We start from the raw sequence: 12,374 nt of genomic DNA, 5'->3' as shown, positions 1-12,374 counted from the left end.
CAGAACCAAGTCGCTGATTTAATGGTGACGCCACGGAGGACGAATTCATGTTGACCATCAAGGAACGCACCGGAATCTACAGCGAGCAGATTCGTAGTTTCTTGGTTTCGAATTTCTACGTCAGCGACGTCAAGGCATTGCTGGATGACGCATCCTTGCTCGATCAAGGCATTGTCGACTCGACGGGTGTGCTTGAGATTATCGGCTTCATCGAGGAGACCTTTGGCATTACCGTCGAGGATAGCGAACTTCTGCCTGAAAACCTCGATTCCATCCAGGGGATCGAGCAATACATCATCCGCAAAATGAACTGATGGGTAAGCGTAACGCCCAGAGCAGCCCCGTATTTGGTCTGATTGTCGCAGGATTCATGCCTGCGTCTTGACTTGCCCCAGAACCACCCGGCCCTCGCCGGCTTCGTTCGAGACCGAACGGATGTTCTCGAATGCCTTGCTGCGTTCCAGCAGACCCGCTACCTGTCGGTCTTGGCCAAGCCCGACCTCGAAGAGCAGGATGCCGCCACGCCGCAGGTATCGCGGTGCGTCTTTCAGTACGCGCATATGAATGCTCAGGCCGTAAGGGCCGGCTGCAAACGCCTCGCGCGGCTCAAGCTCGATCAGATGGGCGCGGTCGCCCTCGAGCCGCTTTTCAGAAATGTAAGGCGGATTGCAGACGATTACGTCGATAGTTCCGTCTAACCCAAGGCCGATGAGAGAGTCGAACAAGTCGCCCTGAAGCACCGAAAGACGCTCAGCCATGCCGTGATGTGAGGTGTTGCGGCGTGCCGTTTCGACGCATTCATCGGTGAGATCGCTTGCCCAGACAAGGGCGCTGGGCACATGGTAGGCGATCGCGCACGCCAGATTCCCAGTGCCGCAGCACATATCAACTATGCGCGGAGCCGGCAGGTTCATCTGATGCAACACACCAAGCGCGGTCTTGCCGAGCAACTCGGTCTCAGGTCTGGGGACGAGCGCACCGGGCGAAACCAGCAGTTCAAGTCCCATGAACATGGCGCGGCCGGCGCCATAGGCATCAGCTACACTGAACTCTTTGCTCATGGCCGACCCCATCGCTTGATCTCCACAGTATAGATCTGCGGCGCTCATGCGCCAGCCAAACCTGCTCCGAAATCATGAATTCTCAAGCCTTTCCTTCGAAAAACTGCAGGCACAAACTCGGTGCATCGCACTTCTGACGCTCATTGACCGATTGCAATCTCAGGTCGCCCAAGATGGAGAGAGAGGTGCTGCTCATGCTTTGAAGAGCCAATGGCGCGGTACGGCGGCTTTTAGATTTTGTGGATCGTGGAGAGGGGTAAACGCCTATCCAACTCTGATGGAGCGGAGGCGCGGACCGCAGCTCATTGACGCGCTAATCTTCGGCTCCGGTAATTCAGCAAGTGGTCGGTGGAAGCGCCTCCGCTCCAGCATCAGCCTCACCTTGCTGCATGGAGAGGTTACCTATAGGTTTGCGGACATGTCGAAACAACTGTCCGAAGGTCTCGGATCGACATCTCATTTCCGGTCAATCGCAGAGAGGGGCCGTGAGCGAAAGCGTGAGTGTTCTGATTGTTGAGGATCAATGGCTAGTCGCGCAGGACACTGCCGCGCGGCTGCGTCGCGCCGGTTATCAGGTGGTCGGACCTGTGCCGTCGGTATCCGCCGCTCTGCGTCTTGTCGAATCGGACAAGATTGACGTGGCGTTGCTAGACATCCAGCTGAACGGTGAAACGGGTCTGCCGGTGGCGAGGATATTGCAGGCGCGAGGCATCCCCTTTGCCTTCTTGTCGGGATTTGGCCCCGCCGACGTTCCCGCGGCTTTCCGCGACTGCAGATTCCTGCCGAAGCCGGCAACCGATGCTGTCATCCTTGCTGCTGTCAGCGAGTTGGCGTCCCTGCGCACAGCTTCGCGCTGACATTCGCTCCGCCGCATTATTACCGGAGTTGCGCCCCGGCGACCTGGTAGGCCGGATGAGGTCAGTCTCACAAAGGGCAACATTGGCGCTTTGGCCATGAGGACGGCGGACTACAACCGGCGAGGACGGAAATTCAGCGTTCAAAAAGCATCCGCCGGGGTTCCACTTCTCGGCCTGTTGGCGGCGATTTGGACTTAGGTCCGATCCCGGTCGCCAGAGGTCGGATTGCGGAACATCTGCCAAGGACCCACGTTCGGGGTTTGAGCACGGAGGTGCCGGCCGATCTCGAAGCGCAAGTTTCACGGGCAACTGTTGGGGAGTGTCGTAGTGCCGATTTCAAACGATATGGGGGACGAGTACCTGGAACTGGAATGTCCAAACTGTTCTCATGTCATCATAAAAAAGGGATCGTGGTTGAAGGTGATATCCAACTTCAACTGCACCCAATGCCATGCAAAAATCAGAATTGGTTATATGACCAAGCTCGCGCTTTTCGAGAAAAAAAGGCAAAGCATGAACCCGGCTGCGCAGTGAGCGTCCTGGCGGCCCGACAGTCGTTTGGGGTGGTGCGTTGAACCGTCGGGCCTGACCGGCCCGATGGCGGGGGAGCCAGGCCGGCTGGGTGAATCGTATACATTAGATCGTGCTTATCAAGCCCAAATACGCGGCGCGACATCGCCTGGTGACGCAACGGTGAACCCCGCGCCCGTATACGCGCTAGCAGGAACGTCGGCGGTCAACATGCCGCTCATTCGTAGAGAGTGCGAACAGCTTCATCAAACAGCTCCACCTCGGCTTCAACCTTTTCAGCCGCTTTATCGACCTTGTCGAAACGCTTCAGCATTCGATTGTGGAGCATGGACAAGCGTGCGGCATGGTAGACCACGCTGCGCTTGTAACCTTCAGAGTCGAGTGGTTCGAACAACATTGTCATGGCAGAAATCCTCAATGTTTTTCGTCCTGCAATCCTTCCCTAGTAAACCGCCAGTTAACTCTTTCGTTCCGCTGGTGATGCGAAGGCGCCCGAATGAATAACTCGTTGCGCTGTCTCCAGACTGCACGAGCGTGCTTCGTCTGTCTGAGGTTGGGCCCCAAGGCTTGCGCTTGCCTCGCCTGTTCGGCTCATGCTGCGTCAGTCACGACATCGACGGCCAGCTTCAGTTCAATCGCTTTGGGCGTGAGTTGAATACCGGCGCTGCCAAGAATTGCCGAATGATCATCCTGCTGTGGAGGGACCGCCGAACCCGTCAGGAGCGACGAACCGAGCCGGCTTGGATAGTCGCCCCGCCGCAAGGACGCGAGCGATCGAAGATCACGTCGGCAGGTGCTCTGCCCTCTCTAGGAAGCCGGCGCCGCGCGCACTTACTGAAAAAACCCAAACAGAATAAGAGCGAGAAAGGCAAACAGCAGCGCTGCAGCCGCTAGCAACACACCTTTGTTGGAGCCCCGCCGAGGTTGAGGGTCAGGCACGAGTTTTTTCCGGTTTGGGAGTTCATTCATTGGACATTAATTTGCGGCTGCAAATTAGGTTCCGCTCATGCTTGAATACCTACAATGCCGCCCCACAGCGCCCTACAGGCGCACGACCTTCGCTAGCCCTAGGCGTATCCGCTGGCCTTCTGCAAAGGACAACGCGAACGATTCCTGATTGAATGACCTGGCAATTTCCTGATCTCTCTCAACCACGCGGACGAACCATTCGCCGCAGGTTTCTGTCACTTCGACGCAAGGCACGGCCTTGCGGAATGGAACCACGTTATCCATCACAGCCGACCTACGAGCAATGGCAACATCGGTCTTATAAGGCCACCGAATTCGGGATTTCAATAAAAAAGTCGGTACGTGATCATGTAATTTACGGGATCAAGTAATTAGTGAGCAGCGGATCGCATTTGAAGTCCGCTAAGATCACCTATGTGCTCACCGAAGCATTGGGGCTCGGCCGACACGGTGATTTTGAACGCCTACGGCAATTCCTTCTCGGAGAGGTCGCTGACCGGCATGATGGCGCACCGAACCAAGATGGCGGGCATGGGGCCCGGCTGCACGCTGCATGGACTTCGGAAGACGCTGGGGAAGTACCTGGCCAAGGAGGGGCGCGACCTCGAAACAATCGGCAGGCATTCTCGGCCACGACGACCTGGACCACGTAGAGCTTTACAGCAAGGACGGAGCAGGAGCGGCTCGCCATGGATGGCATGGCGAAGCTTCTGAAGCGGTTTGTCTAACCGACTGTCTAACCGACTGTCTAACCAGGTTGTCTACCCTCGACGCAAAGCCTTGTGCACCAAGGCGACTGGTGGGCCCGGAGGGACTCGAACCCCCAACCAAGCGGTTATGAGCCGCCGGCTCTAACCATTGAGCTACAGGCCCCACGCGCGCTGGATTAGTGTTTTTCCTTGCGCGGCACAAGGCTTTCCGGACGGGCTGGCCGAGATCGCCCAAATCAGCCCATATTCGCGCCCTAGTCGACAGGCGCGACTGGATCGCACACCGAGGAGATTTCATGACCAGACATATTTTGCCGCTCGCACTTGCCGCCGCGATCGCTTTTCCGGCGATGGCAAGCGCTGCCGATTCGCTGCCCCCGCCCCGCATCATCGTGTCGGGTGAAGGCCAGTCGACCGTGGCGCCTGACCTGGCGCTGCTGACGCTCAGCGTCATGCGCGAGGCCAAGACCGCACGCGCGGCACTCGACGCCAACAACGACGCCATGGCCGCCGTGATCGCGGCAATGAAGTCGGCAGGGATCAAGGACCGCGACCTGCAGACCGCCGGCATCCAGATCAACCCGCGTTACAACTACACCAACAAACCGGACGGCAGCCAGGAAGCCGAGCTTGTCGCCTACCAGGTGACCAACACACTCTCGGTGCGCATCCGCGACATCGACAAAACAGGTGAGATTCTCGACAAGGCTGTGTCGCTCGGCGTCAATCAGGGCGGAGGCATTTCGTTCTCCAACGAGGATCCGAAAGCTGCCGTCACCGAAGCCCGCAAGAAGGCGGTCGCCGATGCCATGGCCAAGGCCAAGACGCTGGCCGAAGCCGCCGGCGTCAGCATAGGCCGGGTGCTGGAAATCACCGACCAGAACGTTGCGCCGGCGCCGATGCCGATCAATGCAAAGGCCTTCGATGCGGCAGGCGCCGCGGTTCCCGTGCAGGCCGGCGAGAATGCCTACGCCGTGCAGGTAACAGTGACATTCGAGCTTAAGTAGCAGGCCGCCGGGCTGGGCGCGGTTCTGCTGAACCCGTCGGCCGGAACCGCAGATTTCCGACATGAAAAACCCCGGAGGACTGGCCTCCGGGGTTTTTCGAGCCGCACCTTTCCGCGGAGGGAAAGGGGCTCCTGGCTGACCCTAGAAGGGTCATGCCGCTACTCCAGGTACTCCAGGCTGATCCTGGCAGAGGAACATGCCTCCGGATCGACCTTCGCAGAAGGTCGTATCCCAGACTGATCTTCGCAGAAGATCAGTCTGGTTCTCTTAGCGATAGATAACCGGGCAGCCGCGCTCATTGGCGAACACGACCACTACGCGATCGCCATACTGGCGGCCGGCGACCTTCACCACGCGGCGATTGACATCGACGATGCGGACGCGGTGCAGGCCCATGCGCTCGGCCTTGTCGAGGGCGCGGTCCGGCGAGCAGCGGCGCCAATTGCGGTCACGGCGAAAGCCGTCCTCATCGTCGCCGGTGTAGACGCCGACGCGGCGGTCATGGTTGTTGCCGAAGCCGAGATAGATCGAGTCCGCCTGGGCGGGCACTGCGGCAAGGGTGCCGAGAGCTACGAGACCCGAAAGGGCTGCCGTCTTGAATGAGTTGAACATTGTCTTCTCTCCTTGTTGAGGGCTTGCGCCCGTCTTGGTCGAACCGATGGGGGGAGAATGCTCCTTGCAATCTGAACTCTTCGCGAACCGGCCGTTCATTTTCGGTTAATCTGCCCGACAGGTCAAAAGCAACCGCCCCTTCCACCGCTGCAAACGATCCTGACCGTCAAAAACGTCCAATGGCGCGGAACGCCCTATGGCAACGTCCGTTCCAGAATGCTCAGGGCTCGTCGTCGAGCATATAGTCGAAATAATCGTCCGGCTCGGCCAGATCGGTCTCACTGGCGCGGACGCGGCCGCGCATGGAGATGCCGGCATCATGAACGGTCTCGGCACTTCCCGACACCAGCCTGTGCCACCAATAGAGGTCGTGCCCCTCGGCAACCAGCCGGTAGGCACAGGTTTTCGGCAGCCACGTGATGGTGCGCACATTCTGCGGCGTCAGCCCGACACAGTCCGGCACGCGCGCCAGCCGGTTGGCATAGTCCGAACAGCGGCAGCTTTGCCCATCGAACAGCCGGCAGCCGACTGATGTCCAGTAGATCTCGCCGGTATCCTCGTCCTCGAGTTTAGACAGGCAGCATTTTCCGCAGCCGTCGCACAGCGATTCCCACTCGGTGGGCGTCATCGCTTCCAGCGTCTTGGTCTTCCAGAACGGCGTTTCCATTATGGGTCGAGATGTGGCCTCCGCATGCGGCAAGGTCAAGCTGTTGTGTGACTTCAAGTTCCGGCCGCACCATAGGAAAAACATGAAGTTGCCTTCAAAACGCCGGTCAATCGTCCTTGGGTGCGGGTAATGCCCGCAAACCGGAACCAATCCGGTCAAGGACAGTTTGGGCAGGGATGGGACCCCACAAGGAGAATTTAAGATGAAACGCCAACCACGGGTACTGGCAGGTACGGCACTTGGCCTGCTTATGGCATCCGCGCCGTTGGGCGCATCCCCGTTGCAGGGCAACGCCGTTTTCGGCCCCTTGCAGCACACGGCCGCGCCACTGATCCTGGTCCAGGACGACCCTGCTGCAGATGGTCAGCAGACCGACCAGGAACTGCCGCGCAAAAAGAAACGCCAGCAGGCCGAACAGGCAGCGCCGGCCGCCGAGCAGCCTGCACCGGCTGCAGAGCAACCCGCCCCTGCCGCCGAGGAACAACAGCCGCGCAGGAAGAAGCGGGATCAGCAGCAGACCGAACAGGCCCCGGCCGAACAGGCCGCACCTGCCGCCGAGGAACAGCAGCCGCGCAAAAAGAAGCGCAATCAACAGCAGCAGATCGAGGCGGCGCCTGCGGATGAGGGCGGCGCCCAGGCAGCGCCGGCGACCGATGAGCAGCCGCTCAAGCCACGCAAGAAGAAGCGTGACCAGCAGCAGATCGAGGCAGCACCGGCTGAACAACCGGCCGAACAGGTAGCTCCGGCAAATGAAGAACAGCCGCTAAAGCCACGCAAGAAGAAGCGCGACCAACAGCAGATCGAAGCGGCGCCCGCTGAACAGCCGGCCCAGCAGCCTGCCGAGCAGGCAGCGCCCACCGAACAGGTGGCGCCGGCAAACGACAACAAGTCGGGCAAGAAAAAGCGCAAGCAGGATCAGCAGATTGAGGCCGCGCCTGCCGACAAAGCGCCAGACGTCAAAGTTGCGCCTGCCGGAGAGCCCGCGCCGCAGGCCGAGCCGATTCAGCCCCCGGCCGATCAGCAAGCGGCTCCCGCCGAAGGTGAACAGCCGAAGGATCAGGCGAAAAAGCACGGCAAAAAAACTGTCGGCGAACAGCCGGTGACGGGCGAACAGCAGCCTGCGACCGGTGAACCACAGCCTGCGGAGCAACCGGCCAATGCCGAGCAGCCCGCGCAACGTGAGACGCCGGCGCAAGGCGAAGCCACGGCCAACCCCGACGAAGCGCCCATCCTGGACAGCCAGAAGGATGCCAGGCGCAAGCACCGCAAGGACCAGGGCGGCAACAGCCAGAATGGCGACGGCCAAAATGGGAACGGCCAGAATGCTGGCGGCCAGACGGGCGAGCAGCCCGCGCAGGGCGGCACCGAGGCGCAAGCCCCGAAGCCGGCTCCGGTCGACCAGGGACCGCCGCCCACCGACGACAAGTCAGCTCAGCAGGCAATTCAGCCAGAAAAGATCGCCCCGGTGACGGAGGAAAAAGGCAAACGCGTCGAGCGTGCACCCGATGAGAACGTCCGCGACCGCCGGCGTCCGAAAGGCGTCGACGTCGTCAAGGAACTCGGCGACCGCGTCATCCTGCAGTTCAACAACCAGACGATCGTGGAAAGCAATGACGCTCCGCGCATGCACCGCGGCGCCAGGAATGTTTACTATGAGGAACTGTCGGGCGATCGCTCTCGGGAAATCGTCGAGCGCGACAATGGCATCCAGATCGTCACCATCCGCAACCGCAATGGCGACGTCATCAGGCGATCGCGCATCACGCCGGATGGGCACGAATATGTGCTGAGCTATGTCGACGAGCGCAGCTATGACGACGACAATGACTGGCGCGATCCCGGTGACGACCTGCCGCCGATGCGGCTCACCATCCCGCGCCGCGAGTACATCCTCGATTCGGAAGATGTCGAAAGCCCGGACGATTATTACGAGTTCCTCGAACAACCGCCGGTGGAGAAGGTCCAGCGCCTCTATTCCATCGACGAAGTGAAGCGTTCGGCGCGCGTGCGCGACATTGCCCGTCGCGTCGACCTCGATACATTGAACTTCGAGTTCGGCTCGGCCTCGATATCCGACACCGAAGTGCAGAAACTGGAAGGCGTCGCCACGGCCATGGAGAAACTGTTGAAGAAGAACCCGGCCGAAACCTTCCTGATCGAAGGCCACACCGATGCGGTTGGCACGCCGGAAGCAAACCTTGCTCTGTCCGACCGGCGCGCTGAGTCTGTCGCCGAAGCGCTGACCAATGCCTTCGGGATCCCGCCGGAAAACCTGACCACTCAGGGCTATGGCGAGGAATACCTGAAGGTCAACACCACGGCGCCCAACCGCGAGAACCGCCGTGTCGGCATCCGTCGCATCACCTCGCTGGTGGCACCGGTGGCGAGTAACAATTGATCTGCTTTCCAATGGCTTGAGCAGCTTTCTGGAATCAGATCGACAACAAGGACCCATCCCGGCAGATCGGGATGGGTCGAGCTGCGGACAGCAATCCCGGTTCAGCAAGAATTGTACTGGTATTAGAACCGGCTCATTGAATAGAGCGGCCGCCCTCCCCAGATTCAAGCCTGGGCGTTCCCTGCCCCGTCCCGACTCCAGCGGGATGCATTGAACCCCGCCGGCCCTCCCGGCGGGGTTTTTTTGCGTCGCAATTTGCCTTGCAAACTGCGGCAAGCTGATCGAAATACCCCAGTCGACCTCAGAAAGCTGACCGGAACCGCTGCATGAAACGTCTCGAACTCGCCATCGAATCGATCATCCTCGCCTCACGCTGGCTGCTGGTGGTTTTCTACATCGGGCTGGCCCTGGCGCTCGCCGTCTATGCGCTGTCCTTCGGCAAAAAACTCTACGAGTTCGTCATGGTCGCCTTCACACTCGACGACACCGACACCATCCTGAAGATGCTCGGCCTCATCGACGCCGCACTTGTCGCCTCGCTGGTGGTGATGGTGATCATCTCCGGCTACGAGAATTTCGTCAGCCGCTTCGACGACCAGGATGGCGGTGTGCACTGGCTGGGTACGATCGATGTCGGTTCGCTGAAGGTCAAGGTCGCCTCGACCATCGTCGCTATTTCCTCGATCCACCTGTTGCAGGTGTTCCTGAATTCGTCTTCCTATACGATCGACCAGCTGATGTGGCTGACCATCATCCACCTCGCTTTCGTCGTCTCGGCGCTGATGCTGGCCTATATCGACCGGCTGATGGGACTGAGCAAAGGCAAGAAGGGCGAGGAGTGATGAGCCCCTTTCTCCCCGTTCATGGGGAGGTGAGGCTGGTCCGCACAGCGGGCGAAAAGCCAATTGCTTGGTTTTTCGAAAAACGCCGGCAGGTGGATGAGGAAGCAGCGCCGTCGGCCCGTGATTTCCGTCAGTAGATGCTTTTGACGTTCGTCGGCGAATTGGCAAATACCGCGTCCGGCACGAAAAAGTCGCCGGCCAGCGGCCCGGTCGCGCCGGGCGCGTAGACCGCGAAATCGGTCACGCCCTCGGCCCGCAGCACCTCTTCATCGATGTAGAAATTGCCTGATGTCTCGCGCGATGAGCGCATGAAGATGGCGTGTGCGGCATCGGCCATGATGTCGGGTAAGCGGCTCATCGCCGCCACCGTCGCGCCGCCGAGCAGATTGCGCACCGCAGCCGTGTCGATGGTCGAGATCGGCCACAGCGAATTGACCGCGATGCCGTCCTTGGAAAACTCGGCGCTCATCCCCAGCGTGCACATCGACATGCCGAACTTGGCCATGGTGTAGGCGACATGGTTCTTGAACCATTTGGCCTTCATGTCGAGCGGCGGCGCCAGATTCAAGATGTGAGGATTGCTTGCCAACTTCAGGTGCGGAATGCACATTTTCGACACCAGGAAGGTGCCGCGCGTGTTGATCTGGTGCATCAGATCGTAGCGCTTCATGTCCGTCTCCAGCGTGCCGGTGAGCTGGATGGCGCTGGCATTGTTGACGCAGATATCGATGCCGCCGAACTTTTCGACGGTCTTGGCAACCGCCTCAGCCACCTGCGCCTCCTCGCGGATGTCGCACAAAACAGGCAGCGCCTTGCCGCCGGCCTGCTCGATCTCCTCAGCTGCCGAGTAGATCGTGCCCGGCAGCTTCGGATGCGGCTCGGCGGTCTTGGCCGCGATCGTCACATTGGCGCCGTCGCGCGCAGCTCGCAGCGCGATCGAAAGACCGATGCCGCGCGACCCGCCGGAGATGAACAGCGTCTTTCCCTTGAGCGACATGTCTTGGCACCTCCCTTGCTACATCACTGACGCGAACCATTGCGCGGCGGCAATGCACTGCGCAAGGCCTCGGCAGCCTGCAACGGGTTACGCAACGTAGGCTCAAATGGATAAGGGGGTTAGACCAGCACCAGGCCCTGCCGCATCGCGATCGCGATGGCATCCGTGCGGTTCGCAGCACCCAGCTTGATCAGGATCGCGGCGACGTGGAACTTTGCCGTGTGCACGGAGATGTTCAGCCGCCGCGCGATCACCTTGTTGGGCGCGCCTTCGGCCAGCAGCGCCAGCACTTCGGCCTCGCGCGGCGACAGCGCCGGACGGGCGGTAGCGCCATCGTCCAACGGCTCCTCGCCGAACAGCCCGCTATGGCTTCCGCCGTTGGCGGCGCCATCGAAATCGTCGTGGCGAGCGGGCGTCGAACGCCCATCCCTGGACACCCGGTAGCCGGCCGCCGCAAGTCTGACGGCAGCCGCGATCAGATTCGCATCCGACGCCAAAGGCAGCACGGCAAGCACCCGGTTTTCCGGCCGGCCAGCGCTCGCGGATAGCAGCACCCGTGGGATTGCGCTGTTGCCACCATCGGCCCGATCGAGCCAGGCCGGACTGTTCGCAACAGCGTCATCGACGACAGCGACGTCGGCAATCCCGCTGCCGGCCACGACCGGAAGCAGATCGTCCGCCATGGCAAGCGAAGCTGACAGGCGCTCGGCACGCGCGGCATCGTGCAGCGCGATCAGCACCACGAGCTGGCGTCCGCCGCCCGCCACCTCCGGCCCACCCACCTCCGGCCCACCCGCCTCCGGCCCACCCGCCTCCGGCCTTGTCAGCGTGTCGCTTTCCATCGCCCCTCTCAGCTCAGCGGTTTTTCACCGACGGTCAGCGCGACGTCGCGCTGCTCGCCGCCGCGCACCACGCCGAGCGTCACCGCGGCGCCCGCGCTATCCGGCCCAAGCTTTCGGATCAGTTCGCGCGGGCCGTGCACGGCCTCGCCATTCCACGCCACGATGATGTCGCCCAGCGCAAGGCCGGCGGCCTTGGCCGGACCATTGTCGTCGAGGCTCATGACGATGGCGCCGCGCGCCGCGCCGTCACGGATCGGGTGCAGGCCGGCGCCGAGATAGCCGCGCGCGACATGGCCCTTTTCACGCAGCGTCGCCACGGCCCGCTCGATCGTCTCATAAGGCATGACCAGCGCACGACCACGTGGCCCAAACAGCAGCATGCCGATCAGCGCGCCCTTGGCGTCAAGCACCGGCCCGCCCTCGAAACGGCCGCCGGCATTGACGGCGAGATTGATGCGCCGATCGATGGTGCCGCCGCGCATCGAGCGCCAGGCGGGGCCGACCTCGCCGACCGAGCCCGAGACAGCCAGCGCCGAGCCCTGACTGCTGCCGACAGCGACGGCGACGTTGCCCGGCCGCACCCCATCCGCCTTGGCGAGCGCAGGCGCCGCGGCCGCGCCGGCCGGCTTCAGAAGCGCTACGCCGGTCGACGGATCGCGACCGACCAGTTCGGCCTTCACCGCTTCGCCCGAAGCCAATGTCAATTCGATCTCCTCACCGGCCTCGACAGCTTCCTCGGCGGTGACGAAATAGCCGTCACGCCAGTGGAAGGCGCTGGCGGTGCGATGGTGATGGGTGGTGAAACTTGCCGTTGCCGGCGCAGCCTTGGCGGCGAGATCGGCGATGGCCTCGGAAAATGCATTAAGGTTGAAGTCACTCAT

The 12,374-nt window shown here is 61.3% G+C and carries 14 protein-coding genes and 1 tRNA gene; 6 read left to right on the top strand and 9 right to left on the bottom strand.

What is annotated here, in order from left to right; genetic code table 11:
* Positions 1–47: 47 nt before the first annotated feature.
* On the top strand, positions 48–314 hold the full coding sequence (locus NKL06_RS25465; RefSeq protein ID WP_023670883.1) for an acyl carrier protein: 267 nt from the start codon (positions 48–50) through the stop codon (positions 312–314).
* A 54-nt stretch (positions 315–368) separates the two neighbouring features.
* On the opposite strand, the gene NKL06_RS25460 is transcribed toward NKL06_RS25465, so the two are convergent.
* Positions 369–1,061 carry a N5-glutamine methyltransferase family protein gene (locus tag NKL06_RS25460; RefSeq protein WP_023689767.1) on the bottom strand — a complete coding sequence of 231 codons (693 nt, stop codon included), beginning with the start codon at positions 1,059–1,061 and terminating at the stop codon, positions 369–371.
* Between the two features lie 485 nt (positions 1,062–1,546).
* Here NKL06_RS25460 and NKL06_RS25455 point away from each other — a divergent pair, with 485 nt between their 5' ends.
* Positions 1,547–1,918 (top strand): response regulator, encoded by a 372-nt coding sequence (locus tag NKL06_RS25455; protein WP_023670881.1) that lies wholly within the window; start codon positions 1,547–1,549, stop codon positions 1,916–1,918.
* 371 nt (positions 1,919–2,289) lie between these two features.
* On the top strand, positions 2,290–2,493 hold the full coding sequence (locus NKL06_RS25450; protein WP_155921622.1) for a hypothetical protein: 204 nt from the start codon (positions 2,290–2,292) through the stop codon (positions 2,491–2,493).
* 173 nt (positions 2,494–2,666) lie between these two features.
* On the opposite strand, the gene NKL06_RS25445 is transcribed toward NKL06_RS25450, so the two are convergent.
* The 3 genes from NKL06_RS25445 to NKL06_RS25435 all read right to left on the bottom strand — a co-directional run bounded on the left by NKL06_RS25445 (position 2,667) and on the right by NKL06_RS25435 (position 4,291).
* Positions 2,667–2,852, bottom strand: coding sequence for a hypothetical protein (locus NKL06_RS25445; protein WP_023681021.1), 186 nt, complete (start codon positions 2,850–2,852; stop codon positions 2,667–2,669).
* A gap of 638 nt (positions 2,853–3,490) precedes the next feature.
* A complete protein-coding gene (locus NKL06_RS25440) occupies positions 3,491–3,682 on the bottom strand; it encodes a hypothetical protein (RefSeq protein ID WP_023691504.1) in 192 nt (63 codons plus the stop codon).
* Positions 3,683–4,215: 533 nt separating this feature from the next.
* Positions 4,216–4,291 (bottom strand) — tRNA-Ile (locus NKL06_RS25435).
* Positions 4,292–4,424: 133 nt separating this feature from the next.
* On the opposite strand from NKL06_RS25435, the gene NKL06_RS25430 reads away from it, so the two are divergent.
* Positions 4,425–5,135, top strand: coding sequence for an SIMPL domain-containing protein (locus NKL06_RS25430; RefSeq protein WP_023672467.1), 711 nt, complete (start codon positions 4,425–4,427; stop codon positions 5,133–5,135).
* Between the two features lie 267 nt (positions 5,136–5,402).
* Here the strand turns inward: NKL06_RS25430 and NKL06_RS25425 are convergent, their stop codons facing one another.
* Together NKL06_RS25425 and NKL06_RS25420 are read right to left on the bottom strand one after the other, a co-directional pair.
* The gene (locus NKL06_RS25425) at positions 5,403–5,747 is read right to left on the bottom strand and encodes a hypothetical protein (protein WP_023672466.1); all 345 of its coding nucleotides are present in this window, start codon (positions 5,745–5,747) and stop codon (positions 5,403–5,405) included.
* Positions 5,748–5,967: 220 nt separating this feature from the next.
* A complete protein-coding gene (locus tag NKL06_RS25420) occupies positions 5,968–6,414 on the bottom strand; it encodes a YcgN family cysteine cluster protein (protein WP_023672465.1) in 447 nt (148 codons plus the stop codon).
* A 202-nt stretch (positions 6,415–6,616) separates the two neighbouring features.
* Here NKL06_RS25420 and NKL06_RS25415 point away from each other — a divergent pair, with 202 nt between their 5' ends.
* Positions 6,617–8,812, top strand: coding sequence for an OmpA family protein (locus tag NKL06_RS25415; protein ID WP_023691506.1), 2,196 nt, complete (start codon positions 6,617–6,619; stop codon positions 8,810–8,812).
* Positions 8,813–9,138: 326 nt separating this feature from the next.
* Entirely contained in the window at positions 9,139–9,654 is a 516-nt protein-coding gene (locus tag NKL06_RS25410; protein ID WP_023672463.1) for a TIGR00645 family protein, read from the top strand.
* 130 nt (positions 9,655–9,784) lie between these two features.
* On the opposite strand, the gene NKL06_RS25405 is transcribed toward NKL06_RS25410, so the two are convergent.
* The 3 genes from NKL06_RS25405 to NKL06_RS25395 form a co-directional block, all read right to left on the bottom strand.
* Entirely contained in the window at positions 9,785–10,651 is an 867-nt protein-coding gene (locus NKL06_RS25405; protein ID WP_023691507.1) for an SDR family oxidoreductase, read from the bottom strand.
* Positions 10,652–10,770: 119 nt separating this feature from the next.
* Positions 10,771–11,493 (bottom strand): helix-turn-helix transcriptional regulator, encoded by a 723-nt coding sequence (locus NKL06_RS25400; RefSeq protein ID WP_155927115.1) that lies wholly within the window; start codon positions 11,491–11,493, stop codon positions 10,771–10,773.
* Between the two features lie 8 nt (positions 11,494–11,501).
* Entirely contained in the window at positions 11,502–12,374 is an 873-nt protein-coding gene (locus tag NKL06_RS25395; RefSeq protein ID WP_023691508.1) for a S1C family serine protease, read from the bottom strand.

It is taken from the genome of Mesorhizobium sp. C268A (genome assembly GCF_040324475.1).
In the GTDB taxonomy this organism is placed as follows: Bacteria; Pseudomonadota; Alphaproteobacteria; order Rhizobiales; family Rhizobiaceae; genus Mesorhizobium.
The sequence above is the reverse complement of the archived record's forward strand: the minus strand, read 5'-3'. Positions and strand labels throughout refer to the sequence as shown.

Bases quoted from the DNA above. Each gene is read 5' to 3' on its own strand.
- NKL06_RS25430 (WP_023672467.1), top strand. From the start codon at position 4,425: ATGACCAGACATATTTTGCCGCTCGCACTTGCCGCCGCGATCGCTTTT.
- NKL06_RS25460 (WP_023689767.1), bottom strand. From the start codon at position 1,061: ATGAGCAAAGAGTTCAGTGTAGCTGATGCCTATGGCGCCGGCCGCGCC.
- NKL06_RS25440 (WP_023691504.1), bottom strand. From the start codon at position 3,682: ATGGATAACGTGGTTCCATTCCGCAAGGCCGTGCCTTGCGTCGAAGTG.
- NKL06_RS25405 (WP_023691507.1), bottom strand. From the start codon at position 10,651: ATGTCGCTCAAGGGAAAGACGCTGTTCATCTCCGGCGGGTCGCGCGGC.
- NKL06_RS25425 (WP_023672466.1), bottom strand. From the start codon at position 5,747: ATGTTCAACTCATTCAAGACGGCAGCCCTTTCGGGTCTCGTAGCTCTC.
- NKL06_RS25450 (WP_155921622.1), top strand. From the start codon at position 2,290: ATGTCCAAACTGTTCTCATGTCATCATAAAAAAGGGATCGTGGTTGAA.
- NKL06_RS25420 (WP_023672465.1), bottom strand. From the start codon at position 6,414: ATGGAAACGCCGTTCTGGAAGACCAAGACGCTGGAAGCGATGACGCCC.
- NKL06_RS25410 (WP_023672463.1), top strand. From the start codon at position 9,139: ATGAAACGTCTCGAACTCGCCATCGAATCGATCATCCTCGCCTCACGC.
- NKL06_RS25400 (WP_155927115.1), bottom strand. From the start codon at position 11,493: ATGGAAAGCGACACGCTGACAAGGCCGGAGGCGGGTGGGCCGGAGGCG.
- NKL06_RS25445 (WP_023681021.1), bottom strand. From the start codon at position 2,852: ATGACAATGTTGTTCGAACCACTCGACTCTGAAGGTTACAAGCGCAGC.
- NKL06_RS25465 (WP_023670883.1), top strand. From the start codon at position 48: ATGTTGACCATCAAGGAACGCACCGGAATCTACAGCGAGCAGATTCGT.
- NKL06_RS25415 (WP_023691506.1), top strand. From the start codon at position 6,617: ATGAAACGCCAACCACGGGTACTGGCAGGTACGGCACTTGGCCTGCTT.
- NKL06_RS25395 (WP_023691508.1), bottom strand. From the start codon at position 12,374: ATGAGTGACTTCAACCTTAATGCATTTTCCGAGGCCATCGCCGATCTC.